The sequence below is a fragment of the Streptosporangium nanhuense genome (assembly GCF_059358815.1).
Map to the genome: position 1 here is coordinate 35,987 of NZ_JCADBG010000035.1, position 24,456 is coordinate 60,442.

Annotated in this window: 20 protein-coding genes; 4 read left to right on the forward strand and 16 right to left on the reverse strand. The window is 72.1% G+C overall.

Annotated features, from left to right (window positions below; all coding sequences use genetic code 11):
- Positions 1–421 precede the first annotated feature (421 nt).
- From AC5L38_RS40495 to AC5L38_RS40545, 11 genes are all read right to left on the reverse strand, one after another.
- Positions 422–904, reverse strand: a complete 483-nt coding sequence (locus AC5L38_RS40495; protein WP_495248116.1) for a (2Fe-2S)-binding protein — start codon at positions 902–904, stop codon at positions 422–424.
- Positions 901–1,827: an FAD binding domain-containing protein gene (locus tag AC5L38_RS40500; protein ID WP_495248117.1), complete on the reverse strand. Its 927-nt coding sequence runs from the start codon at positions 1,825–1,827 to the stop codon at positions 901–903. Before AC5L38_RS40500 ends, AC5L38_RS40495 begins: the two co-directional genes overlap by 4 nt.
- Positions 1,824–4,166: a xanthine dehydrogenase family protein molybdopterin-binding subunit gene (locus tag AC5L38_RS40505; RefSeq protein ID WP_495248118.1), complete on the reverse strand. Its 2,343-nt coding sequence runs from the start codon at positions 4,164–4,166 to the stop codon at positions 1,824–1,826. Before AC5L38_RS40505 ends, AC5L38_RS40500 begins: the two co-directional genes overlap by 4 nt.
- Before the next feature lie 336 nt (positions 4,167–4,502).
- Positions 4,503–5,771: a hypothetical protein gene (locus AC5L38_RS40510; RefSeq protein WP_495248119.1), complete on the reverse strand. Its 1,269-nt coding sequence runs from the start codon at positions 5,769–5,771 to the stop codon at positions 4,503–4,505.
- A 140-nt stretch (positions 5,772–5,911) separates the two neighbouring features.
- On the reverse strand, positions 5,912–7,327 hold the full coding sequence (locus AC5L38_RS40515) for a glycoside hydrolase family 43 protein (RefSeq protein WP_495248120.1): 1,416 nt from the start codon (positions 7,325–7,327) through the stop codon (positions 5,912–5,914).
- A gap of 310 nt (positions 7,328–7,637) precedes the next feature.
- Positions 7,638–8,672, reverse strand: a complete 1,035-nt coding sequence (locus AC5L38_RS40520) for a LacI family DNA-binding transcriptional regulator (RefSeq protein WP_495248121.1) — start codon at positions 8,670–8,672, stop codon at positions 7,638–7,640.
- Positions 8,673–8,856: 184 nt separating this feature from the next.
- Positions 8,857–12,102, reverse strand: a complete 3,246-nt coding sequence (locus AC5L38_RS40525) for a discoidin domain-containing protein (protein WP_495248122.1) — start codon at positions 12,100–12,102, stop codon at positions 8,857–8,859.
- 60 nt (positions 12,103–12,162) lie between these two features.
- Positions 12,163–14,016 carry a glycoside hydrolase family 127 protein gene (locus AC5L38_RS40530; protein ID WP_495248123.1) on the reverse strand — a complete coding sequence of 618 codons (1,854 nt, stop codon included), beginning with the start codon at positions 14,014–14,016 and terminating at the stop codon, positions 12,163–12,165.
- On the reverse strand, positions 14,009–14,797 hold the full coding sequence (locus AC5L38_RS40535) for a carbohydrate ABC transporter permease (RefSeq protein ID WP_495248124.1): 789 nt from the start codon (positions 14,795–14,797) through the stop codon (positions 14,009–14,011). The genes AC5L38_RS40530 and AC5L38_RS40535 overlap by 8 nt, the downstream gene beginning before the upstream one ends.
- Positions 14,794–15,750, reverse strand: a complete 957-nt coding sequence (locus AC5L38_RS40540) for a carbohydrate ABC transporter permease (protein WP_495248125.1) — start codon at positions 15,748–15,750, stop codon at positions 14,794–14,796. The genes AC5L38_RS40535 and AC5L38_RS40540 overlap by 4 nt, the downstream gene beginning before the upstream one ends.
- Before the next feature lie 224 nt (positions 15,751–15,974).
- Positions 15,975–17,258 (reverse strand): ABC transporter substrate-binding protein, encoded by a 1,284-nt coding sequence (locus AC5L38_RS40545; protein WP_495248126.1) that lies wholly within the window; start codon positions 17,256–17,258, stop codon positions 15,975–15,977.
- Between the two features lie 204 nt (positions 17,259–17,462).
- Between AC5L38_RS40545 and AC5L38_RS40550 the strand changes: the two genes are divergently transcribed.
- The gene (locus AC5L38_RS40550) at positions 17,463–18,485 is read left to right on the forward strand and encodes a LacI family DNA-binding transcriptional regulator (protein WP_495248127.1); all 1,023 of its coding nucleotides are present in this window, start codon (positions 17,463–17,465) and stop codon (positions 18,483–18,485) included.
- Positions 18,486–18,610: 125 nt separating this feature from the next.
- Here AC5L38_RS40550 and AC5L38_RS40555 read toward each other — a convergent pair whose 3' ends face one another.
- Positions 18,611–19,369 (reverse strand): SDR family NAD(P)-dependent oxidoreductase, encoded by a 759-nt coding sequence (locus AC5L38_RS40555; RefSeq protein ID WP_495248128.1) that lies wholly within the window; start codon positions 19,367–19,369, stop codon positions 18,611–18,613.
- Between the two features lie 74 nt (positions 19,370–19,443).
- Here AC5L38_RS40555 and AC5L38_RS40560 point away from each other — a divergent pair, with 74 nt between their 5' ends.
- The gene (locus AC5L38_RS40560; protein ID WP_495248129.1) at positions 19,444–20,001 is read left to right on the forward strand and encodes a TetR family transcriptional regulator; all 558 of its coding nucleotides are present in this window, start codon (positions 19,444–19,446) and stop codon (positions 19,999–20,001) included.
- Here the strand turns inward: AC5L38_RS40560 and AC5L38_RS40565 are convergent.
- Complete coding sequence (locus tag AC5L38_RS40565; protein WP_495248130.1) at positions 19,983–20,801, reverse strand: FAD-binding protein; 819 nt, start codon at positions 20,799–20,801, stop codon at positions 19,983–19,985. The genes AC5L38_RS40560 and AC5L38_RS40565 overlap by 19 nt on opposite strands.
- Before the next feature lie 177 nt (positions 20,802–20,978).
- Positions 20,979–21,524, reverse strand: a complete 546-nt coding sequence (locus AC5L38_RS40570; protein WP_495248131.1) for a YceI family protein — start codon at positions 21,522–21,524, stop codon at positions 20,979–20,981.
- 93 nt (positions 21,525–21,617) lie between these two features.
- Here AC5L38_RS40570 and AC5L38_RS40575 point away from each other — a divergent pair, with 93 nt between their 5' ends.
- Together AC5L38_RS40575 and AC5L38_RS40580 are read left to right on the forward strand one after the other, a co-directional pair.
- Positions 21,618–22,094, forward strand: a complete 477-nt coding sequence (locus AC5L38_RS40575) for a MarR family winged helix-turn-helix transcriptional regulator (RefSeq protein WP_495248132.1) — start codon at positions 21,618–21,620, stop codon at positions 22,092–22,094.
- Positions 22,095–22,198: 104 nt separating this feature from the next.
- The gene (locus AC5L38_RS40580; protein ID WP_495248133.1) at positions 22,199–22,630 is read left to right on the forward strand and encodes a VOC family protein; all 432 of its coding nucleotides are present in this window, start codon (positions 22,199–22,201) and stop codon (positions 22,628–22,630) included.
- A gap of 51 nt (positions 22,631–22,681) precedes the next feature.
- Here AC5L38_RS40580 and AC5L38_RS40585 read toward each other — a convergent pair whose 3' ends face one another.
- Together AC5L38_RS40585 and AC5L38_RS40590 are read right to left on the reverse strand one after the other, a co-directional pair.
- Positions 22,682–23,218: a GNAT family N-acetyltransferase gene (locus AC5L38_RS40585; RefSeq protein ID WP_495248134.1), complete on the reverse strand. Its 537-nt coding sequence runs from the start codon at positions 23,216–23,218 to the stop codon at positions 22,682–22,684.
- A gap of 171 nt (positions 23,219–23,389) precedes the next feature.
- Positions 23,390–24,181, reverse strand: a complete 792-nt coding sequence (locus AC5L38_RS40590) for a response regulator (RefSeq protein WP_495248135.1) — start codon at positions 24,179–24,181, stop codon at positions 23,390–23,392.
- Positions 24,182–24,456: the final 275 nt, after the last annotated feature.

A 24,456-nucleotide genomic window follows, 5' to 3' on the forward strand; every position in this document is an offset into this window, starting at 1 on the left:
TCATCTCCCGCCGGGCGGCCCCCACGTCGTCCAGCCGCACCAGCCCGAGCCCCACGAGCGCCCCGCCGGCGGACGACACGGCCTCGGCGAGCCGCTCGTTGTAGGAGGCGACGTAGTCGTCCGCCTCGGCCGGCGCGTGGACGGGGAAGGCGAAGGGCGGCGGCGAGATGACGCGGACACCGAGACCGGCTCTGTCGGTGTCGGCGACGAGCGTGTCGACGTCGCTCATCATCGCCGCCGGGAACGACAGCGGGAGGTCGCCCAGGAACAGCTCGCCGTCGCGCTCGTTCATGCTCGCCGGGGTGCCGGGCGGGAGGGCGAACAGCTCTCGCGGCAGCCAGTGCGCGTGGACGTCGACGATCCCCGCGCGGATGCCGCCTGTCACGGCCATCGCCGCCTCCTCACTCCCACAGGGGTCACGTCAGGACGGGGGCCGCGGCCACTCGCTCGCGGCGCGCGCGATCGCGCGCCGGATGGGCTCGTAGCCGGTGCACCGGCAGATGTTGGACTCGGCCAGGGCGGCGACGCGCTCCGGGTCGCCTCCGGCGGCGGGGTCGGCCTCCAGCGCCCCCGCGGCCACCATCAGGAAGCCCGGCGTGCAGAAACCGCACTGCAGGGCGTGCTCGGCGGAGAAGGCCCGCTGCAGCGGATGGGGCTCGCCGCCGGGCCCTGACAGCCCTTCGACGGTGCGCACCGAGCAGCCGTCGCACTGCACGGCCAGCATCAGGCACGACCGGACGGCCTCGCCGTCGACCAGCACCGTGCAGGCCCCGCAGACGCCGTGCTCGCAGCCCAGGTGCGTGCCCGTGAGGCGGCAGTCCTCGCGCAGCACGTCGGCCAGGACGCGCCGGGGCTCCACGTCGAGCGCGCGCTCCTCGCCGTTCACCGTGACGGTGATCCTCATGGACGGCCTCCCTCCCCCGTACCGGCCCGCGAGCGCCGGTCCCTCGCCGCCTCGCACAGGGTCCTGGCGACCAGGACGGCGACGGCCTGGCGCCGGTACTCCACGTCGGCGTACGGCTCGGGCAGCGGCGCGGCGTCCCGCTCGGCGGCGACGCGGCCCGCGCGGGCGAACGGGTGGTCGCCGGGCACCCGGCGTCCGGCCGGGGGCGTGATCTCGGCGCCGATCAGCTCCCGCTCGGCGGCGCGGGCCCGCACCGGCCGGTCGGCGCAGTTGACGAGCCCGATCCTCGCCTCGGTGACCACCCCGCCGGGCGCGGTGAGCGTCACCGCCACGGCCACCTGGGCGAAGCAGAAGTGCGTGCGCCGGTGCTCGATGAAACCGACGCCGGTGTCGTCGGCGAGCAGCGGGAACCGTACGGCGGTGATGAGCTCGTCCGGTGTGCGCGCGGTCAGGAACGGCCCGAGGAAGTAGTCGCGAGCCGCGATCTCGCGCGGGCCGCCGGAGCCGTGCACCTCGACGACGGCGTCGAGGGCCAGGGCGAGGGCGCACCACTCCGCGGCCGGGTGCGCCCAGGCGAGGCTGCCCACCAGGGTGCCGCGGGAGCGGATGGGCGGGTGGGCGACGTTGACCACGGCGCGGGAGAACAGCGTGCCGAGCGGGCCCGGTACGGCCCCCTCCGGCTCGAAGGCGGCGTGGCGGACCAGCGCGCCGACCCGCAACGTGCCGTCGCCGGCGCTCATCCCGTCGAGCCCGGCGACACGGTTGATGTCGACCACCAGCTCGGGGCGGACGCGCTGCAGGCGCATCTCCAGGACGAGGCTCTGCCCGCCGGCGAGAACCTGGGTACCCGGCCCGGAGCCGAGCGCGTCGACGGTCTCGCGCACCGTGCGCGGCACGACGTAGTCGAAGGCGGCGGGCTTCACCGGACCTCCTCCGGCCCCGGCTCCGGCTCCGGGAACTTCGGGGCGCGGGCCGCCCGCCACACCACGTCCGGGGTGAGCGGCATCTGCAACAGGTCGAGGTCGTCCACCCGCAGCGCGTCGGCCACCGCGTTGACGATCGCGGCCGGGGTGCCGATGCAGCCCGACTCTCCCGCCCCCTTGGCGCCCAGCGGCGTGCCGGGGCTCGGCGTGCGGGTGTCCCTGATCTCGATGGGCGGGACCTCGGCGAACGTCGGCAGCAGGTAGTCCAGCAGCGCGCCGGCCAGCAGGGGAACGCCGTCCTCGCCGAAGGGGATGCCCTCGTACAGCGCCTGGCCGATGCCCTGCACGGCCGACCCGAAGGCCTGCCCGCGCACCAGGGCCGGGTCGAGCACCACCCCGCAGTCGTCCACCGCCACCACCCGCAGCACGCGCACGACGCCCAGCTCCGGATCGACCTCCACCACCGCCGCGTGGGTGCCGAACGGGAACGCCATGCCCGCCTCGAACCGGTCGTCCACCCGCATCGGCCCGGTGGCCTTCACCAGCTCGGCCAGGTCCATGGCCGCCGGGCCGCCGGGGACGCCGCGCACGGCCTGCACTGTGCCGCCGGACCAGGTCACCTCCTCCTCCGGCACCTCCCACAGCGCCGCGGCCCGCGCCCGCGCCTCCTCGACGAGCAGCGCGGCGGCGTGCCGCAGTGCCGAGCCGGCCACCTGCGCCGACCGGCTGGCGAAGGAGCCCACCCCTTCGGGCTGCTCGTCGGTGTCGCCCTCGACCAGCCGGACCCGCGCCTCGTCCACGCCGAGGACCTCGGCGACCAGCCTGGGGAAGACCGTCTCGTGGCCCTGGCCGCTGGAGGCCGTGCCGCAGCGGGCGGTGACCGTACCGTCCTCGTGCGCCTCGACGCCGCCGAACTCGTGCAGCCCTCCCGGCTCGCCGCCGGAGCGTTCCACGTAGCAGGACAGGCCGATCCCCAGGGGGAGGGCGTCCGGGTCCGCCCGGCGCCGGTCCCGCTCGGCCCGCCACCCGTCGTAGCCGAGGGTCTCCAGCGCCAGGTCGAGCGCGGCGGCGTAGTTCCCGCTGTCGTAGCGCCGCCCGGTGGGCGTCTCGTACGGGAAGTCCTCGGGCGGGATGAAGTTGCGCCGCCGCAGCTCGGCCGGGTCCATGCCCAGCCGGCGGGCCAGCGCGTCCATCGACCGCTCCAGCGCGATCGCCGCCTCGGGGCGCCCCGCGCCCCGGTAGGGATAGGTCACCATGGTGTTGGTGAGCACCGAGCGGACGGTGGCGTGCACCCGCGGGGTGGCGTACGGCCCGGTCGCCATCCAGGCGGTCTGCATGGGCAGCCCGACCCCGAGGTGGGGGTAGGCGCCGACGTCGGCGTCGATGTTCAGCTCGTACGCCAGCAGGCGCCCGTCGGCGTCGGCGGCGAGCCGGACCCGCTGGTCCTGGCCCCGGCCCCGGGTGGCGACCAGCATGGACTCCAGCCTGTCCTCGATCCACCGGACGGGACGTCCGAGCTTCACCGCCAGGAAGGCGACCGCGACGAACTCCGGGAACGTCGCGCTCTTGGACCCGAAGGCGCCCCCGGTGTCGGGTACCACCACTCGCACCCGCCCGACCCGGCCGCCCAGCAGTGCGACCAGCTCCCGGCGCAACCGGTGCGGCATCTGGTGGCCCGACCACACCGTCAGCGAGTCCCCCTCGGGCACGGCGAGGATCGTCCTGCACTCCATCGGGGTGGGCATCAGCAGCTGCTGGCGGTAGTGGCCCTCCACCACGACCGCGGCCTCCCGCCACACCGACTCCTCGATCGGTTCCCCGGCCTCTCCCCGCAGGGCGACGTTGCTCAGGCCGTCGAACAGGCGGACGGAGTCGTCCGCGGCGGCGGAGGGCGTCACCACCGCGGGCAGCGGGTCGATCCGGAAGGTGACCTCGGCGGCCCCGTCCTCGGCCCGGTAGCGGTCCTCGCCCAGCACCACCGCCAGCGCCTCGCCCGGGTAGCGCACCCGGTCCCTCACCAGCACCGGCCACTCCCGGCCGGCCACGGCCTCCTCCGAGGACAGCTGGGCGAGCAATACGTAAGGGACCGGGGGCAGGTCCTGCAACGTGACGGCCGACTGCGCGCACGGCGGCATCTCCGAGAGGTGCTCGGCGGACCAGACCCCCACCACGCCGGGGACCTCGTACGCGGCGGAGCAGTCCACCTCGCGCAGCGTGCCGTGGGCGACGTCGCTCCGCACGAAGACGGCGTCCAGGCAGCCGGGCACGTCCATGTCGGCGACGTAGCGGCCCCTGCCGGTGAGCAGCCGCTCGTCCTCACGCCTTGACCATTGCTCCACGACCAAAACCTCCGCGCCGCGCATGTCATCGCATGGTCCGGTCAATTCTCAGTGGTATGCGTAGGGCGACGGACATTTGCCGGTCGACCGCCGTGTGGCGGGTGATGAATGAGACGTACTGAATCAACGGTACATGTGGATCTGATGGGATCTTGGGGGCCTTGAAGGGGATTTTGAGATGATTTTTCCAAGGTCTCGACGGCCAGGATTTCGCCGATCGCTTTCGCGGGGGAGGGGGAGCCGGGTGCCGCGGCTCCCCCTCGGATCACCGGCCGGAAAAGGCTCGTGTCCCGCCGCCGACCCGGCCCGGTTCGGCGTGCGTGCCGGCCGGGAGGGTCAGTAGCCGTAGCGGCTCTTGAGGTGGCGCCACCAGTCCCGGAACATCCAGGCGTCGAAGTCGGTGATCTGGCTCGCGCTGCCGGCCTTCATGAGGAACCCGCCGACCCCGGAGGGCGTCCAGTCGTAGAAGTCGTCCAGCCCGAAGCTGTGCCCGATCTCGTGCAGCAGGATGTGGATGTTCTCGGCGTCGAGCGCGCCGACGAAGTACTCGCTGCCGATGCGCTGGCCCCAGTCGCCGCCCGCGCCGCCGCCCATCCCGGCGGTGAGCCACAGGGACATGTCGTAGTGGCGCGCCGCGCCACCCGGGCAGTTCGGGTACTGGCCGTTCTGGTTGAAGAAGCGCCCGCACGGCTCGGCGCACTGCGGGGCGCCCTCTCGGATGTTGTTGACGTAGACGTCGACGGAGTTGTCGCTCCACTGCAGCGTGGCGCGGTCGCGCACGGCCCACCCGACGACCTTGACGGGGACGGTGGTGTACGGCCAGCCGTTGTGGCCGGCCATCAGGTCGGTCCACTTCTTGACCTGGCGGGCCAGGGAGGCGTGGATCCGGTCGCGCAGCGCGGCGGAGACCGGCGCGCTCGACTCCCAGCGCACGCAGTAGTTGAGGCTGCCGCCGTTGGCCATCACCTGGTCCCAGCCGTAGTTCCTGAAGGTGTTCAGCTGCGGGTAGGTGCTCTCGTAGTGCTGCCACACCTGGTTGAGCGGGGCGACCAGGTTCGACGGCGGGTTCCACCCCGTGCCGCCGCCGGGCACGGTGCCGTTGGCCCTGACCTCCAGCAGGCCGACCGAGGAGGTGCCGGTGAGCAGCACCCGCAGCCTGGTGGTGGTGACGGTGGTGAAGGTGACGTGGTTGTACTGGTTGAGCGCCCGGTTGTAGGCGCTCGCCCCGGCCAGGTCGACGTAGGCGCTGCCGTTCCAGGACTGCAGCCTCCACGAGGCCGGGAGGCGCACGCCGCCGTTGTCATCGAAGAAGTAGACGTCGGCCGAGGTCAGCGTCCGCGCGGAGGGCCAGGTGAGCAGTGCCCACTGCTCGCCGGTGTTGGGCCAGGTGCCCCAGCGCCGGTTGACGGTGTCGTTGGACGACGGCGGGTCGATCCCGTCGTTGACCGCCGCGACGCTCTCCCAGGGGGAGGTGTAGGACGCCGACGCGGTCGCCGAGGGCGCCAGGTTGGGGTCCGCGGCCGCCGCCGCGGGCACCGTGCCGCCGGGGGACAGGATCAGGCCGAGCACCAGGGCGGGAACCGCTGCCGCCCACCATCGTTTCATCGGGAACCTCCGTGTGTCGTCGTGGTCGCGTCGCCGGGGCGCCCGGGGCCGCCGCGCGGCGGCCCCGGGGCCCAGGTCATCCGCCGGTCAGGTCGGCGGATGTCGACGTGGTGCTGTCAGGGGCGGTGGCGGGGGCGGCGCTAGAGCGCCATCCACTCCAGGACGCCGGTGGAGTGGCCCGTCCTGGAGGTGATGTTCAGCCGCAGCCGCGTCGTGGAGATCTGGTTGAAGGTGGTGACGTTGTAGGTGTTCGCCCCGACGCCGCAGGCGGACTGGCCGGGCACGTTCACGTAGGCGCTGCCGTTCCAGTACTGGACCTGGCAGGACGCGGGCAGGTCGATGCCCTGGTCGTCGTCGAACCAGTAGGTCGCGACCTCGCCGAGGGTGCGCGCGCTCGGCCACTGGTACTCGATCCACTCGGTGCCCTGGCGGTTCCAGTTGCCGTAGGCGCCGTGGCTGTGGTCGGCCGAGCCGGAGGGGACGAACCCGTCCTTGATCGCGCCGAGTGTCTCCCACGGGGAGACGTAGGAGGTGGAGGCGGTCGCCGTCAGCGCGTGGTTGGTGCCGGCCGGGGGCTGGCCGCCGCCCCCGCCGCCGATCGGGGTCGTGGTCTGCACGACCTTCCGCATGGTGCCGTCGGCGTTCCAGTACAGCTTGTCCAGGGTGACCGAGCGGCGGAAGTTACCGCCGCCCGGGGCTCCGGCGTTGTGGTAGACCATGTACCACTGGCCGTTGAACTCGATGATCGCCGGGTGGTTGGTGGTCGAGGTGACCTGGTCGAGCACGACGCCGCGCTGCGTCCACGGCCCCAGCGGGTTGCTCGCCGTGGCGTAGCGGACGCAGGCGTAGCCGGGCTGGGAGCACCCGGAGTCGTTGGCGGCGTAGGCGAGATAGTAGGTGCCGTTGCGCTTGAACATCCAGGGGGCCTCCCAGAAGTTGCTCACCCCCGAGGGGGTGACGACCGGGCCGTCCAGGTTGATCATGTCGGGCTTGAGCTTGGCCGCGCGGACGCCGTAGTAGGAGCCCCAGTAGATGTACGCCTGGCCGTCGTCGTCGGTGAAGACGGTCGGGTCGATGTTGAGCGGCGAGGAGTTGGCGGTGCTGTCGCTGATCAGCGGCCCGCCCTTGGCGTCGGTGAACGGGCCGAGCGGGGAGTCGCCGACCGCGACGCCGATGTTCATCCACCCGGGGCCGTTGCCGTTGATCGAGGTGTACCAGTAGTACTTGCCGTTGCGCGGCTCGACCTCGCTGGCCCAGGCGTCGCCGCCGGCCCACGGGAAGCTGGAGATCGACAGCTTCGCCCCCTGGTCGGTGAAGGTGGAGGCGTCGGTGGAGGTGTAGACGTGCCAGTCGCGCATGACGAAGTTGGTGCCTCCGGAGGGGGCCTCGTCATGGCCGGTGTAGAGGTAGAGGGTGTTCCCCACGACCAGCGCGGCGGGGTCGGCCGTGTAGATCGCGGTGGTGATCGGGGTCGCGGCCCTGGCGGGCACGGTGGTGGAGGGGACGAGTGCGATCGTGACGATCGCGGCGAGGATGGCGGTCCATCGTCGTCTCATGCGGCGCTCCTGGGGGGTCGGGAGAGTTTCGCGCTACATTTTGTTTGCGCTAACATAATTTCTGTGAACGCGCTTCCGAATTCTCCCCGGTGAGTGGTCGGCGCGTTTCCACCGAGGTTTTCCGAGTGTTTTCCACAACGCAAAGGCTGTCAAGTCCCCGCTTGACTCGTTCTGCGCTTTTCTGTGAGCTCCGTGAGTCCTTCACGAGCCGTGGGAACGCCGGAAAAAGGCGCGTCGAAGACGGCGGCGCACCGGCTGAAAAATACATTGTCGAAAATGCCGGACGGACCGTTGTACCCTCACCTCACAATCATCCGAGAACCCGGGGCGCCCTCCCGGTGCTCTCCCTGACGACCAGCTCCGTCCCGATGACCTCGACGGTCCTCGCGGCCTCCCCCTCCATCCGCCGGAGCAGCAGGCGGAAGGCGCGGTCGCCGAGAGCGCGGAAGTCCTGGCGGACCGTGGTCAGCGACGGCCGCAGGTAGCCGATCTCGGGGACGTCGTCGAAACCGGCCACGCTCACGTCCTCAGGGACGCGCCGCCCCGCCTCACGCAGCGCGCGCAGCACCCCCAGGGCCATCTGGTCGTTGGCCACGAAGATCGCCGTGACGTCCGGGCACTCGGCCAGGCGCCTGCCCAGCCGGTGGCCCGACCGCGCGCCCCAGTCGCCGGACAGCACGCCGGGCACCGGCCGTCCCGCGGCCTCCAGCGCCGAACGCCACCCCCGGACGCGCTCCCGCGCCGCCGTCCAGCCGGCCGGTCCCGAGATGTGCCACACCGTCTCGTGGCCCAGGTCCAGCAGATGCCCGGTGGCCGTGGCCGCGCCGCCGGCGTGGTCGGTCACGACCACCGGGACGGACATGCCCGTCCCCGCGTCCACCGCGACCAGAGGGAGGCCGGGCGGCAGGTCGCGCACGCCGCCGGCGGACGCCTCGTGCGGCACCACGACGATGACGCCGTCGACCTCCTGGGCGCGCAGCCTGCGCACCCCCTCGCCGATCGAGCCGAGATCGGCCGAGTCGAGGCAGGCGATGCTGATCGCGTAGCCGTGCCGCCTGGCGGCCCGCTCGATGGCGTACAGCGTGGCGGCCGGGCCGTGCAGGGTGATGTCGAAGCCCACCACCCCCAGCACGCCCGAGCGGCCGGTGGCCAGCCGGCGGGCGGCCTGGTTGGGCCGGTAGCCGAGCCACTCCACCGCCGCCAGGACCCGCGCCCGGGTGTCCGGGCGCACCCGCTCGGGGGCGTTGAGCGTACGCGACACCGTCATGGCCGACACCCCGGCCAGCGCCGCCACGTCGCGCAGCACCGCCGACCGGGCCCGTGTCCGGCCCTGGTACGGCGCCATGCGGTCCCTCCCGTCGTGTCGTCGGCCGCGCCGGCGCCCGGAGCGGGAAACCGGCGCGGCCGGGGGAGGGGCCGGTCGTGCGGCCCCTCCCCGTCGCGTGACCGGGGAAGGGGCGTGCCGTGCCGGCCTCCCCCTCGTCGTGGCCCGTGGGGGCGCGCCCTGCCGGCGGCCCCCACGGGATGGATCAGGTTCCGTAGGCCTTCACTTCGAGGAGGCCGACGGAGCTGGTTCCGGTGGCGGTGAGCTGGAGGCGCAGGCGGGTGGTGGACAGGTTGGGGAAGGTGACGGTGTTGTACTGGTTCTTGGCCAGGGGGTAGGAGGTCGCTCCGGGGACGTCGGTGTAGGTGGTGCCGTTCCAGTACTGGAGTTTCCAGGAGGCGGGCATGTCGATGCCGTCCTCGTCGTCGAAGAAGTAGACGTCGGCGCGGTTGAGGGTTCTGGCCGAGGTCCAGGTGAGGTCGGCCCATTGCTGGCCGGTCTGTGGCCAGGTGCCCCAGCGGGGGTTGACGGTGTCGTTGGAGGAGGGCGGGTCGATGCCGTCGTTGAGGGCGGCGACGCTCTCCCAGGCGGAGGTGTAGGACGCCGACGCGGTCGCCGAGGTCGCGAGGTTGGCCGGCGGCTGCACGCCGCCCCGGTTGTAGATCTTGATCTCGGTGAGCCCCGTCTTGGCGCCGGAGGCGTTGGTGGCCAGGACCCGCACCCGCTGCGCGCTGATCGCCGGGAACCGCACCACGTTGTAGTTGGCCCGCGGCGCCGACGGGCTCTTGGACTGGCCGGGCACGCTGACCCAGGTGCTGCCGTTGTGGTACTGGACGTCGTAGGCCGACGGCGCCCGGTAGGTGCCGCTGGCCGGGCGGCTGTCCTTGAAGTGCAGCCGGACCTCGCTGAGCGTTTTGGCGGAGCCGAGGTTCAGCTCGAACCAGTCCTGGGCGTTGGGGGAGCCTCCCGCCCCCCAGAACGGCTCGTTGGTGGGGAAGCCGTCGATCGCGCCGGCCAGGTTGCCGCCGGAGCCGGTGTGCGAGGCGGAGGCGGTCGCCCCGGCGGCGAGGTTGGTCAGGTTGGCCGTGAGGTCGACGCCCGCCTTGGCGAGCATGTCCACCATCCGCGCGCTGTTCTGCACCACCTGGCCGGGAGCCTGCAGACCGGAGGCGGCGGCGCTGTGGGTGACCGTGCCGCTGGTGGTGACGGCGCCGGTGGCCGGGTCCCAGGTGAAGGGCACCAGCGAGCTCACGGTGGCGGTCCGGGTGCCGTTGACGTAGATGGAGTAGCCCTCGGGCACGCCCGGGTAGCGCACGACGCCGTCGGCGGGGTCGTCCCAGACGATGGTGAGGTCGGCGTTGCGGTAGCGCAGGTTGTTCACGGTGAAGTGGGTCCAGCCGATGTTGATCGGCGACAGCTCCACCTTCGCGTCGTTGCGCGGGCGCAGGCCGGCGACGTCCTCGATCACCGTCCAGTTGCCGCTGCCCAGGATGTTGTGGTGGATCCAGGAGCGGTAGTTGACCGAGGAGCCGTTCCAGTCGGCCCAGAACTCGTTGGCGTCGGGCCAGGAGGTGTTGCCGTTGACGTACTGGGCCCAGGTGTTCCAGTACAGCAGCTTCTTGTAGTCGGTCGCGTTCATCCACGCGTTGGGGTAGTTGCGCAGCACCGAGGAATACAGCCGGAACTGCACGGTGGAGTTGATGGTGGAGAAGTTGTTCGAGCCCGGGTTGCCCGCCGCGGCCGCGGCCGCCTTGTCCACCTGGTTGGCCGTGTAGAAGGGGAAGATCGGATACTGGGCGGGGTCGTCGTACAGGCGCAGGGCCTGCCGGTAGGTGGCGGTGTTGGGGATGGCGCCGACCGCGAACGGGTAGTAGTTGTTGATCTCCTTCCAGGGCACCCACTCGTTCGTCGACTTCAGCCGGTGCTCGAAGAGCTGGCGGTTCGGGTTCCACAGCACGTTGACGATGGCGTTCTGGATCTGCGTGGCCAGCGTGCGCATCTCGGTGGCCTTGGCCGTGTTGCCGATCGCCTCGTAGGCCTGGGCCGCGGCGAGCGCGCCGCTGTACTGGTATGCCGACTCGGCGCGGTCCATGTTCCCGTTCTTCCAGTGGAAGGAGACGGCGTCGGCGTCGTTGCCGGTCAGGGCGCCCCAGTCGTACTCGATGAGCTTGTTGTCGTCATGGTCGTAGTAGGCGAGCTGGCCCTTGACGTCCTGCTCGGCGTAGCGGGCGAGGTTGGCCGCGATGCCCGGCTGGCCGCCGTGGATCTGGTAGCTGCGCCAGGCCGCCTCGGAGATGTACTGCGTGTAGCTGTTGGACCAGTTCTCCGGGTCGCCGGGGTTGTCGAGGAAGCGGCCGTTCTTGGAGGTCTGGCCGACGCTGAGCCAGTCGCCGTAGGAGTAGATCGGGTTGCGCAGGTACTTCAGGTCGTCGATGTGCATCGGCTGGGTGAGCGCGATGGCGTTGTTGTAGCCCAGCACGCCCTCGGTCGAGGTCGGGAACTGGAACGTCTGGCCGGGCATGTCGGCGTCGAGGTGGTTGAAGCGCATCAGCCACCAGCGGTAGTAGACGTTCTTCTTGATCGCCGGCTCGGCCACGTCGATGTAGGGCACGTTCTGCGCCCACCACAGGTTGTAGGCGCGCACATGGGTCGCGAACGCGGTGGCGTTGGAGTAGCCCTTGTAGGCGTTGTACTCCGTCAGCGACTCGGGGATTTCATTGACGACGAAACCCATCACGACCTTGGCGGTCACGGTTGCCCCAGCGGCGACGGTGACGGACCTGTTGAGCCCGCCGCTCGACGCGGTGAAGCCGTCGCCGCTGAGCCTCGGGTAGAGCGTGGTGAGGTTGTTGCGGGCGTTGACCTGCCCGGTCAGCTCGTTCCCCGAGCCGGAGGTGGCGTAGGGCGAGGTCGCCCGCAGCTGCAGGGTGGCAGAGCCGCTGCCGCCGTTGGTGATCGACAGGTTCGTCACCGCGACGTTGTTGTCGGTGACGAACTTCGTCTGGGTCACCGTGACCGAGCCGCTGGTGTGCACGCTCCGCCAGTGGCTGGGCACCTGCCGCCGCTGGCTCACCTGCTCGGTGAAGGTGCCGGGGGTGACGGCGACGGTGTAGGCGTTGTTGTCGCTGATGCTCTCCCAGTACGCCACCTGGCCGCCGAAGCCGAGCGTCGCGGGGTTGTGGGTCTTCATGAAGACCGCGCGGCCCCTGCTCATCAGCCAGGTGCCCGCCGGGTCGTTGCCGGTGCGGGCCAGCAGCCGGTCCACCCAGAAGTCGGTGCCCGAGCTCTCGGCGTCGTAGATGGACCGCATCATGTTGCCGGGGGTGTACGAGACCGGCGGGGCCGGGATCGCCGGGCCGCTGAAGGTGGGGAATCCGATGGTCTGGTCGGCGTGCGCGGGTGAGGCCGGTGAGGTGGCGGCGAGTGAGCCCGCTAGGAGAAGCAGGGCCATGACGATTCTTCTCATCGCAAGGGGGATCCGATCGGTTGGGGGGTGGGATCGGGAACGCGCTCAGCCGGTGGGAAGCCAGACGCGCATGGTGGCGGGGCCGTGGTTGCCCCATCGGTGGTAGGGCACGAGCCGTAGCGCCGGTTCCTCCTCTCCTGGTGCGTTTCTTGGTGCGTCACCGGCCTCGCCGTACGGCCGGTCGCCGTCGTGTCCGGGACCTCCGGGATCTTCGGGTCGCCGCGACGCGCGGACCTCCACCTCGACGGCGCCGTCGTGAGGCGCGCCGCCGGTGGTGCGTTCGACGGGGGGCCGCGAGGCGTCCACGACGACCTCGGCCAGCCTCACTTCGTCCCCGGGCGACTCGGCGCAGTAGACGAGGGGGCCGCGCTCGACGGCGGCGCAGCCGCGCACCGCGTCCACCCGCGGGTCGGGGCGCACCCAGCGCGCCCGCATGGGCAGCTCGGCCGCGACCACCTCGCCGGGCGTCCAGACCCGCTCGCCGAACACGAGCGCCGACCCTCGCCGTACGGGAGTCAGCTCGCCCGCCCCCGCCTGAAGGGCGCCGGCGGCCCACGGGGGAAGGCGCAGGGAGATGTGGCGGGGTTCGGCCGTGGCCTCCAGCACGCGGACGGCGACGGAGCCCGACCAGGGGTAGCGGGTCTCCACGCGCACGGTGAGGCCGTCATGGCTGATCTCGCAGGCCGTGGGGTGCTGAATCTGGATCCCGCCGGGGGTGGCGGTGGCGACGTAGGCGGGCAGGGAGGCGAACGTGCGGGCCAGGTTGGTCGGGCAGCAGGAGACCTGGAACCAGGGGGCGCGCGACGCGCTCTCCGAGCGGGGGCTGACGTCCTCGGTGACCCGGCCCGGGGTGCGGACGTGCAGCGGGTTGGCGTAGAAGAAGGAGCGGCCGTCCAGGGCGGGGGAGGCGGCCACGAGGTTGTAGAGGGTGCGCTCGGCCTGGTCGGCGTAGCGGGAGCGGCCGGTGGCCAGCAGCAGCCGGTGCGCCAGCATGACCGAGCCGACCCCCGCGCACGTCTCGGCGTAGGCCCGGTCGGGCGGCAGCTCGAAGTCCTCGCCGAAGGACTCGCCGGTGTGCCGGGAGCCCATGCCGCCGGTCAGGTGGGTACGCCGGGCGACGGTGTGCTCCCACTGCGCCTCGATCGCGGCCAGCAGCTCCGCGTCCCCCGTCTCCACGGCCACGTCGACCGCGCCGCAGGCCAGGTACATCGCCCGGACGGCGTGCCCGCCGAATGAGGGGGCCCGCCGCACCGGGACGTCGTCCTGGAAGTAGGCGCGGCCGAGCTCGATGTCGGCCAGGGCGGGCCGGCCGCGCCGCTCGACGAAGCGGCGGGCCATCTCCAGGTAGCGCTCGGCGCCGGTGAGCCGGTACAGCTCGACCAGCGCCATCTCGATCTCCGGATGGCCGCACACCTCGTGGCCCTCCATGAAACGGCGGCAGACGTGGTCGGCGGCCAGCCGGACGGCGTCGGTCAGCGGGTGCTCTCCCGCCGTCCGCCAGCGGGCCACGCCCGCCTGGATGAGGTGGCCCGCGCAGTACAGCTCGTGGCCCCACTCGAAGTCGCGGTAGCGGTCGCCGCTCCAGCGGGTGTTGAGGTAGCCGTCGGGCTCCTGGGCCGCGACCACGGTCGCGGCCAGCTCGTCGAAGCGCGGGTCGCCGGTCCAGGCCATCGCCTCCAGCAGCTTGTACGCCTCGGAGTCGGAGAACTCCCTGCCCCGGCGCGGTTCGCCGCGGAAGTTGCCGATCCAGCCGAGCTTGTCCATCCACTCCAGGCAGTGGCCGATGATCACGTCCTGGTCGAGGGCCCGGCGATCCCCCCAGAAGCCGGGTTCCAGCCGTACGGCATCGAGCCCGAGCGGGGTGAGCACGCCGGAGGACGGGACGACGGGGTTAGCCACGCAGTGCTCCTGACATGAATCCGCGCACGTAGTAACGCTGGAGAAGGAGGAAGAGGGCGAGGCAGGGCAGGGCCATGAACACCACGCCCGCCTGCATGGTCGGGTAGTCGACCGCGCCGAAGTCGTGCAGCCGCATGTTGACCACCGCGACCGGCAGCGTGAACCTGTCGTTGGAGCTGATCAGGATCAGCGGGGCCACGTAGTCGTTCCAGGAGGCCAGGAAGGCGAACAGGCCGACCGTGACGAGCCCGGGGACGACCGCGGGCAGCAGCACCCGGACCAGCGCCCCGAAGCTGCCGCAGCCGTCGATCATCGCGGCCTCGTCCAGCGTGCGGGGCACCGACTCGAACGCGTTGCGCATCATGAACACCGCGAACGGCAGCTGGAACATGATCATCACCAGGGCGAGGCCGGCCAGCGAGTCCTGCAGCCCCAGCCAGCCGAGCAGCACGTACAGCGGGATGAGGATGGTGGGGTAGGGCACCATGAGGATGGCCAGGATGAGCACGAACAGCACGCCCCTGCCGGGGAAGCGGTGGCGCGCGAAGGCGTAGCCGGCGAGGGTGGCGACCACCAGCGTCCCGGCCACGGTGAGCGTGACGAGGACGACGGTGTTGAACAGGTAGGTGCCCAGGCCCTCCCCGTAGGTGGCCAGCCGCCGGTAGTTGTCGAAGGCGAAGGCGTCGCCCAGGCGGATCGAGGACCAGCCGCTCCACACGAGCGGGTAGACGAAGAACAGGGCGAGGATCCCCGCGGTGAAGTGGTGGGCGGCTCGTCTCACGGGTTCCTCTTTCTGATGAAGGCGAGCTGGAGGCCGTTGAGCAGGACGAGCGCGAGCAGGATCAGGACGGACATGGCCGCCGCCGAGCCCAGGTCGAAGCGGATGAACGCCTCGCGGACGATGACCATGACGACCGAGGTCGTGCTGTTGCCGGGACCGCCCCTGGTGAGGATGTAGAACTGCTCGAAGCCGAGCATCGAGCCGGTGACCATCAGGCAGAGCACCAGCGCGACGGTCGGCCGCATGAGCGGCAGCGTGATGCGGCGGAAGGCCTGCCACGCCGTGGCGCCGTCCACCCTGGCGGCCTCGTAGAGCTCGGTGGGGATGGCCTGCAGGCCGGTGAGCAGGATGAGCATGTTGAACCCGGCCCAGCGCCAGATGACCAGCGTGACCGTGGAGCCGAAGGCGACGGAGGGGTCCCCGGCCGTCCACGACACGGGCTCGTCGATGAGGCCGACGGTCGTCAGGATGTCGTTCAGCGGGCCGATCTGGTCGCTGAGCAGGCCGAAGAACAGCAGGGTCGCGGTGGCCCAGCCGACGGCGGCCGGCAGGAAGAAGGCGCCCCTGTAAAGGCCCGAGCCCCTGCGCCGGTTCTGGACCAGCAGGGCCAGGCCGAAGGAGATCGCGAACAGCAGGACCGTGACGACGGCGGTGTACCTGAGGGTGAACACCACCGCGTCGGCGACCAGCGCGTTGTCGGCGACCCGCGTGTAGTTGGCGGGCGCGTTGAACGTCGGAGGGGCCAGCAGCGGCCACTTGTTCAGCGACATCCAGACCACGAGGCCGAGCGGGAGCAGGAAGAACAGCCCGACGACGACGGCGGCCGGGGCCGCGTAGGCGAGCCCGACCAGGCCGGGCGAGCGTCCTCGGGGACGGCGCCGGGGGCGGCGGGGGAGGCGGGCTAGGGAGAGGCGCTCGCGCGGGGCGGCGCGGGTTTCGAGGAGATCTGGCATGTTCTCTCCAGCCGGTGTCCCGGCCGCCGATCCGGCCGGGACACCGTGCTTGCTCGTACCGGACCGGCGGTCGGTGCCCGGCTCGTCGTGTCAGGACCGGCGTGTCGCTGCCGGCACGGATCGGGACCGGCGTGTTCCTGCCGGCACGGGTCGGTACCGGTGTGTCACTGCCGGTACGGATCAGAACTGGTGTGTTCCTGCCGGTACGGATCGGGACCGGTGTGTCACTGCTGGTTCAGCGAGGCGGTGATGGCGGTGGCGCCCTCCTTGAGCGCCCCGGCCGGGTCGGTCCCGAACAGCGCGGCGCGGAGCGTCTTGAGCCAGGGACTCTGCAGGTCGTTGTAGGACTCGTTGAACTTCAGCGCGTAGGGCGTCCGGCCGTCGGCCATGATCTCGTTCATCGCCTGGACCCTGGGGTCGGTGGCCGTGAGGTCGGTGCGGGCGACGGTCGACTTGCTCTTGGCCTGCAGGTCGGCCTGGACCTTGTCCGACAGGGTGAAGGCCAGGAAGTCCCAGGCCGCCTCCGCCCGCTCGCTGGTCGCGCTGACCCCGATGACGTCGCCGCCCACGAAGGTGGACGTGCCGCCGTCGACGCCGGGGATGGGCGCGACGCCGACGTCGATGCCCTTCTCCTCCAGCAGCCCGAGCCACACCGAGGGGCCGGGGGCGATGCCGATGGTGCCGGCCTGCAGCGCGCCGAGCCAGGTGGTGCCGTTCTCCTCCTTGGAACCGGGGGCGGCCACGCCGTCGGCGTAGAGCTTGGCGTAGACGTCGAAGACCGCCGCCATCTGCGGGTCGTCGACGGTGCTCCGCGTACCTTCGGCGTTCATCACCTCGCCGCCGCCCGCCCAGACCGACGGCCAGAGGGTGAACACGTCGCAGCCGCCGCAGTTGCCGCCGAAGTAGGTGCCGTAGGTCTTGCCCCCGAGCTTGGTGCGGATCGTGGTGGCCTGCTCGGCGAACTCCTTGAGCGTCGCCGGGGCCTTCTCCGGGTCGAGCCCCGCCTTCTTGTACAGCTCCTTGTTGACGAACAGCACGGAGATGTCCACGGTGTGCGGCACCGCGTGGAGCTTGCCCTCCTGGGTGGCGGCCTTGATGTGCGCGGGTGCCACCTTGTCCTTGAACGGCAGGGCGCCGAACCTGTCGGTCACGTCCTGCCACAGTCCCTGCGAGATGTAGTTGGGCGCGAACACCACGTCGGAGGCGAACAGGTCGGGCAGGTTCCTGCCGCCCGCGGCGGTGGCGATCTTGGCCGGGTACTCCTCGTTGGGGTAGGCGGTCACCTTGACCTGGTTGGTGTGGGAGGCGTTGTAGGCGTCGGCCAGGGCCTTGGTGTGGGACTCGGTCGCGGCCCTGGTCCACACGGTGATGGTGGCGGCGGCCTGCTGCGACGGGCCGGCCGCCGGCGCCGTCTGGCCGCACGCGGCCGACAGGACGGCGGCGCACAGTACGGCCGACACGGCGAACGCGGCTCTGCCTCCACGGCGCCGGGGTATCCCGCTTTCCATGATTTTCTCCTCTGCATCCCCCGAGACGCACCGAAACCGACCTAAAAGGTTTTCGGAAACGTAAGCGCAACATGAGAGGCTGTCAATAGTCACGATGAGCTCGACGGCTTGCTCTGAAGCGGCTGTCGGGGCTATTTTCTGCAGAAACCAACTACCATGTGCTCACGTAACAATTTCATCTCGAACGAAAAGGTTTTCGTAGTGATGAGTTCTCAGCAGCCGCGCGCGGCCACGATCACCGATGTGGCCGCGCTGGCCGGGGTGTCGATCGCGACCGTCTCCAAGGCGCTCAACGGGCGCGCCCAGGTCCGCGAGGAGACCCGGCAGCGGGTGCTGCGAGCGGCCGAGAAGCTGGCCTTCCAGCCGAACGCGCTGGCCCGCGGCCTGATATCCGGACAGACCCGCACCGTGGGCCTGCTCACCAGCGACAGCGTCGGCCGTTTCGGCATCCCGGTGCTCCTGGGCGCCGAGGACGCCTTCGGCGCGGGCGAGATGTCGGTCCTGCTCTGCGACGCCCGCGGCGACGCCATCCGCGAACAGCACCACCTGCGCACCCTGCTCGCCCGCCGGGTCGACGGCCTCATCGTGGTGGGGCAGAGCACCGACCCGCGCCCGTCGATCAGCCGCGACCTGCCGCTGCCCGTCGTCTACGCCTACGCGCCGTCCGAGGACCCGAGGGACGTCTCGTTCGTCCCCGACGACGTGGAGGGGGCCAGGATCGCCGTGCGGCACATGCTGACGATCGGCCGCCGGCGCATCGCGCACATCACCGGCCCCACCCACTACCAGGCCGCCCGCGACCGGGCCGAGGGCGTCCTGTCGGCCCTGGAGGAGGCCGGGCTGTCCCTGTCCTGCGGGCAGGTGCTCAGCGGGGAGTGGTCGCAGCGCTGGGGGCGGCAGGCCGCCGAGATCGCGCTGCGCACCGATCCGGAGCTGGACGCCGTGGTGTGCGGCAGCGACCAGATCGCCGCCGGGTTCGTCGAGGCGGCCCGCGAGCGCGGGCGCCGCGTCCCGGACGACGTGGCGGTCGTCGGCTACGACAACTGGGAGGTCCTGGCCACCGAGACCAGGCCCCCGCTGACCACGATCGACATGAACCTGGAGAGCCTGGGCCGCACCGCCGCCCAGCACCTGTTCGCCGCCATCGACGGCCGGGCCACCCCCGGCGTGCACCGCATGCCCTGCCGCCTGATCATCCGCGGCTCCACCGCGCTCTCGGGCGACTGAGCGGAGGCCGTTCCGCGCCGCGCCGGGCGCCGGGGCGTCGCCTCGGAACCCGGCCGCGCGGGTGGGCGCCCCGACGGCCGTGACGCGGCGGCTCCCGGACCCCGGCGCGCTCCCGCGCGGGGGTCTCAGGCCGCCGACCAGCCGCCGTCCACCGGCACGATCGCGCCGTTGACGAACGAGGCGGCGTCGGAGGCCAGGAAGAGGGCGACCTCGGCCATCTGCTCCGGCTGGGCGATGCGCTCTCCGAGCGCGAGCACGGGGGAGAGGCGGGCCGCGCCGATCGGGTCGAAGGAGGCGCCGTCGGCGATGCCGGTCATGGTGGGGCCGGGCAGGATGGCGTTGCAGCGGATGCCCTCCTTGGCGTAGGCCCAGGCGACGTTGCGGGTCAGGCCGACGACACCGTGCTTGGAAGCGGTGTAGGCGGCCCCCGCCGCGCCGCCGCGGATCCCGGCCTCGGAGGCGGTGTTGACGATGACGCCGCCGCCCTGGCGCAGCAGGTGCGGCACCACGGCGCGGGTGACCAGGAACGCCCCCGTCAGGTTGACGCCCATCACCCGGTCCCACTGCTCCAGTGTGATGTCGGCGGGCAGCGCCATGGTGTCCATGATCCCGGCGTTGTTGCACAGGACGTCGACGCGGCCGTACGCGCCGATCGCGGTCTCCACCAGCGCGGCCACCGACGTCTCGGAGGAGACGTCGGCGGTGACGGCGAGGGCCGCGTCCCCGATGCCGGAGGCGGTGCGCCCGGCGGCGTCGGGGTCGATGTCGCAGACCACCACGCGGGCGCCGGCCCTGGCGAAGGCGGTCGCCATCGCCCTGCCGATCCCGGAACCCGCGCCGGTGATCAGGGCGACCTTGCCGTCGAAGTCGTCGGAGGTGCTCAAGAGGTGGTCCTTTCGATGGGAGGGGTGTCCCGGCGCCGACCGGACGATGTCATCCGGTTGGTAACGTGACCGCCGTGACTGCCACGCGTCGACCCAACAGAGGGCCTCGTGCCGCGGCCGCGAACCGGGCGGCGCTGATCACCGCGGCGCGCGAGGCCTTCTCCGCCGCCGGGTACGACGCGCCGCTCACCGAGGTCGCGCGGGCGGCAGGGGTCGGGCAGGGCAGCCTCTACCGGCACTTCCCCGACCGCATCAGCCTGGCGCTGGCCGTGTTCAAGGACAGCGTCGCCGACCTGGAGGCGCTGGCCGCCAGGCCCGGCACCACCCTCGACGACGTGCTGGACCTGCTCACCGAGCAGACCATCGCCTCGACCGCGTTCGTCGACATGGTGACCCTGGCCTCGGCCGGCGACCCGCGCATCATCGAGGTGCGCGACCGGGTGGCCGACCTGCTGGAGGACACGCTCCCCGAGGCCCGGCGCGCCGGCAGACTCGGCGAGGACGTCACCGCGGACGACCTGCTCCTGGCCATCGGCATGCTCGCCGGGCTCCTCACCAGGCTTCCGGCGGCCGATCGGCGCGCGACCGCCGAGCGGATGTGGACGCTGCTCCGTCACGGGATCGAGCCCTGAGCGCGCCGCCGCGGGGGTGCCGCCCGCTCCGCGCCTCCCCGTCGCGCGTCCCGCGGGGTCACCGGGACGCGGCGGCGTGCCGCGCGGCGAGGTAGCCGAAGACGACGGCGGGGGCGATGGTCGAGGCCGGGGCCGGGATAGGTGCGGCCCATCACCGAGGCGGTGGTGTTGCCCGCGGCGTACGGGCCGGGGACGGTCGTGCCGTCCTCGCGCAGGACGCGGGCGTGCTCGTCGGTGAGCAGGCCGCCCTTGGTGCCCAGGTCGCCGGGATGGACGCGCACCGCCCGGAAGGGCCCCCTCTCCAGCGGGCCCAGGTCGGGGTTGGGCTTGACCCGCGGGTCGCCGTAGTAGTTGTCGTAGACGGTCCGGCCGCGGTCGAAGCGGGCGCCGCGCACGAAACCGCCGGGGGTGGACCAGGCGCGGGAGAGCAGCCACACGTCGTCGGTCATGAGCGGGAGCGGGATGCCGCTCTCCTTGGCGCGCGAGGTGGCGTACCGGTCGCCGAGCGGTTTGGTGTCGAAGAACGCGCTCTCGATCGAGCGGCCCACCGTGCCGCCCGGCCGGTCCGGGTAGTGGTCGGGGTAGTCGGGGGACCTGCGCCACCTGACGCCGTGACGGCCGAGGAAGGCCACGACCTCGGGAGCGGTCCGGACGAAGGCGGTCCTGCGCTCGGGGGAGGGGGTGCTCTCCACCACCAGGACGTCCAGCCCGCGGTCGGCGGCCGTGACGGCGGCGGTCAGGCCCGCCGCGCCGGAGCCCGCGACGAGCACGTCGACGGTGGTGTCCCGGTGATCGGTCATCGCGGCGTCCTTCGAGTCGCGGAGGACGGCTCGGAGGGCGCCTCCCTGCAAACCGGACGGTCCCGTCCGGTTGGCTCGTAAGTCTGTGTGATGACCGCGCACCGCGTCAACAGCGGAGTGGTGAGCGGGAGGTCGATCCCTCGTGGCCCCCGGTGCCGGCGCGAACGACGGGAGCGCTCAGGCGGTCTTCACGGCGGACAGGTCGAACTCGAGCGTGATCTTCTCGGAGACCATCACGCCGCCGGTCTCCAGGACGGCGTTGTAGGTGATGCCGAAGTCCTTGCGGTTGATCACGGTGCTGCCCTCGAAGCCGACCCGGGTCAGGCCCTGGATGTCGACCGCCGTCCCGGCGTACCGCAGGGGGAGGGTGATCTGCCTGCTCACGCCGCGGATGGTCAGATCGCCCGTGACCTCGAAGTCGTCGCCGCCGACGTGCTTGACGTCGGTGGAGTCGAAGGTGATGGAGGGGTGGTCGGCCGCGTCCAGGAAGTCGCCGGTGCGCAGGTGGGCGTCGCGGTTCTGGTTGCCGGTCTCGATCCCGGCCACGTCGAGGACCACGTGAACGCTGGAGGAGGCGGGGTCGGCGGCGTCCAGGGAGGCGGTGGCCTCCTGGACGGGGATGCTGCCCCGGACCTTGGTGACCATCGCGTGACGGGCCACGAAGCCGAACCGGCTGTGCGCGGGGTCGATGGTGTAGGTGCCGGTGAGTTCGTTCGGGTACATACCGCGTCGCTCCATTTAGTTCAGTACTGGAATATTTAGCAGGACAGTACCTCCACTTATTTCAGCGCGCAACTTTTGAGTACGATGACTTCCGTGACACGATGGCTCACCGACGACGAACAGCGCGCCTGGCGGGCCTTCGCACTCGCCACCCGCCTGCTGACCGACCGGCTGGACCGCGACCTGCTGGCCGCGGCCGACATGCCCCCGACCTACTACGAGCTGCTGGTCCTGCTCTCCGAGGCGCCCGAGCGGACCCTGCGCATGAGCGAGCTGGCGAACTGGACCAATTCCAAGCCCAGCCGCATCTCCCACGCGATCAACAAGCTCGAGCAGAAGGGGTGGGTGCGCCGGGAGCACTGCGCGGACGACCGGCGCGGCTGGCTCGCCGTCCTGACCGACGACGGGTTCGCCACGCTGCGGGCCGCGGCTCCCCCGCACGTGGCCAGCGTGCGCGAACACCTGATCGACCTGCTGACCCCCGAGCAGATCCGGCACCTGGAGGACATCAGCCGGGTGCTCCTCGACCACCTCGCGGCCGAGCCGGGCCCGCCCCCCTCGTCGCGCTGACCGCCGCCGGCGGCCCCTCCCCGCCGTCCTGGTGTCACCATTGGGACAACCGCTTGCGGTCCGGTGACCGTCCGGGCCCGCGTCCAGGAAGGCAGCCCACGCCCATGACCGTTCTCGACTCCCCGATCCCCAGGTTCCATCTGGCCGTGCCGGTCGACGACCTGGCCGCCGCGCGCCACTTCTACGGCGAGGTGCTGGGCCTGGAGCAGGGCCGCAGCGCGGAGACCTGGGTGGACTGGAACCTGCGCGGCCACCAGTTCGTCACGCACCTGGCGCCCGGCCGGGCGCGGCGCGTGCACAACCCCGTCGACGGCCACGACGTCCCGGTGCCGCACTTCGGCCTGATCCTGACGATCCCGGAGTTCCGCGCGCTCGCCGACCGGCTGCGCGCGGCGGGTACCGAGTTCGTCATCGAGCCCTACGTCCGCTTCGAGGGGCAGCCCGGCGAGCAGTGGACGATGTTCCTGCTCGACCCGGCGGGCAACGCCCTGGAGTTCAAGGCCTTCGCCGACGACTCCCAGGTCTTCGCCACCTGACGGCGCGGACGGGCGCCGGATCCGGCGCGGCCGGGGGCGTCGTTCGGGAGGCTAGACGCCGAAGGCCGCCGGGTAGCGGATGGTGCCGGCGGGGACCGGGAGCGCGGGGTCGAAGACGAGCGCCATCATGTGCTCGTCGGAGACGTCGAACGGCGCCCGGATGGCGTGACCCGAGGCCGGGGTGAAGCCGAAGCGGGGATAGTAGCCGGCGTGGCCGAGGACGAGGACGAGGTTCTCGCCCCGCTCGCGGGCGGCCCCCAGGGCGGCGCGGACGGCGGCCGAACCGGCGCCCCGCCTCTGGTGGCCGGGCAGGACGGCGCACGGGGCCAGGGCGAGGGCGGGGGCGTCGCCGACATGGCACCGGGTGAGCAGCGCGAATCCGGCGACGGTTCCGTCGGGGGCCTGGGCGAGCCAGGACAGGCCGGGAATCCAGGCCGCCGGGTCGGCGCGCAGGGCCTCCACCAGGTCGGCCTCCTCCGGGGTGGGGAAGGCGGCGAGGTTGACCGCGCGGATCGCGGCGAGGTCGGCGTCGGTCTCGGGCCGGGTGATCCAGACGGCGCTCGTGTCGGCGCTCGTGTCGGTGGTCATGTCGCTGCTTTCGGGCGATCGGCTCGGCGGGAGCGGCTGCGATGGACGGTGACGAAGGGCGATGTCACCATACCGACAACCGCCGCGCACGGCGGCGGGTCGTCCCGTGAGCGCGTGCCCATGATCGCGATCCGGTGTCGGCCCTCACGCCGAGGCGGGCCGGCGGGGGCGTCACCGTCGTCCGGGAGACGGGCCGCCCTCCGAGCCGGGGTCGTCCACCAGACCGGCCTCGTGCGCGAGCAGCACCGCGTTGGCCCGGTTGGCCAGCCCGAGCTTGGCCAGCAGCCTGGAGACGTAGCTCTTGACCGTCGCCTCGGAGAGGAAGCGGTCCGCGGCGATCTCCTGGTTCGTCAGGCCCCGCCCGACCAGCCCCAGCAGGTGGCGCTCCCGGTCGTTCAGCACGGAGATCCTGCCTCGCGCGGCCTCCCGGTCGTCCGCCGCGCGGGCCGACCGCTCCAGCAGGCGTCGCGCGGCCACGGGCGACAGCACGCTGTGCCCGCCCGCGGCCACCTTGATCAGATCGAGCAGGTCATCGGGGGGAGTCGTCTTCACCAGGAAGCCGATCGCGCCCGCCTCCAGCGCGCCCAGCACATGGGCGTCCGAGTCGAAGGTGGTCAGCGCCACGACGGCGGGCGGGCCGGACAGCCGGTTGATCTCCCTGGTGGCGGTGACACCGTCGACACCGGGCATCCTGATGTCCATCAGCACCACGTCGGGGCGGCCGCGCAGCACCTCTTCGACGGCCTCGGCGCCGTCGTACGCCACGCCGACGACGTCGATCTCCGCGCTCGCGCCCAGGATGGTCCGCAGGTGGCCGAGGACCATCGGATCGTCGTCGACGAGCAGCACCCTGATCGCCGCCGGCGGGCCGGTGCCATCGGCCTGACCGGCGTCATCGGTCTGATCGGTGCCGCCGGCCTGGCCGGCGCCGTGCGGCGGCCGGGTCCGCCGGGGGGTGGTCATGTCCCGAGCGTATATATCCGTCCCGGCCTCGGCGAGGGGCCGTGGGCACCCGCCGCTCCCACGCTGGACGCGGCGCGGGACCGCGCGCAGGCTCGTCGCTCGTACGGGGACCCGCGGTGGAGGTGAGGGCGCGGGCCCGTCGCTCACGCGGGGACTCGCGGTGAAGGTGAGGGCGCGGGCCCGTCGCTCGTACGGGGACCCGCGGTGGAGGTGAGGGCGTGAGGGCTTGCCGCCCGTGCGGGGACTCGTGGCGAAAGCGGGCCCGGGGGAGCCGG